Below are 225 nucleotides of genomic sequence, written 5' to 3'. Positions count from 1 at the left end.
GCCCCCGACTGGGCCGCGCGCATCCTCCGCTCGCGCCGCCCCTTCCCCGCCCCGGACCCCGCGGCGCCCCTCGTCCTCGTCGCCTGCTCCGGCGGCGCCGACTCCATGGCCCTCGCCTCCGCGCTCGCCTTCGAGGCCCCCCGCCTCGGCATCCGCGCGGGCGGCGTCACCGTCGACCACCGCCTCCAGGAAGGCTCCGGCCGCCGCGCCGCCGAGGTCGCCGCC

At 82.2% G+C, this 225-nt stretch carries 1 protein-coding gene; it reads left to right on the top strand.

Annotated features, from left to right (window positions below; all coding sequences use genetic code 11):
* Positions 1 to 21: 21 nt before the first annotated feature.
* Positions 22 to 225 (top strand): ATP-binding protein (locus G3I42_RS03320; RefSeq protein ID WP_343244437.1); only part of this gene is annotated, 204 nt, incomplete at its 3' end.

It is taken from the genome of Streptomyces sp. SID11385 (assembly GCF_010548245.1).
Lineage (GTDB): Bacteria > Actinomycetota > Actinomycetes > Streptomycetales > Streptomycetaceae > Streptomyces.
This window is presented reverse-complemented; position numbering and strand designations above follow the sequence as displayed.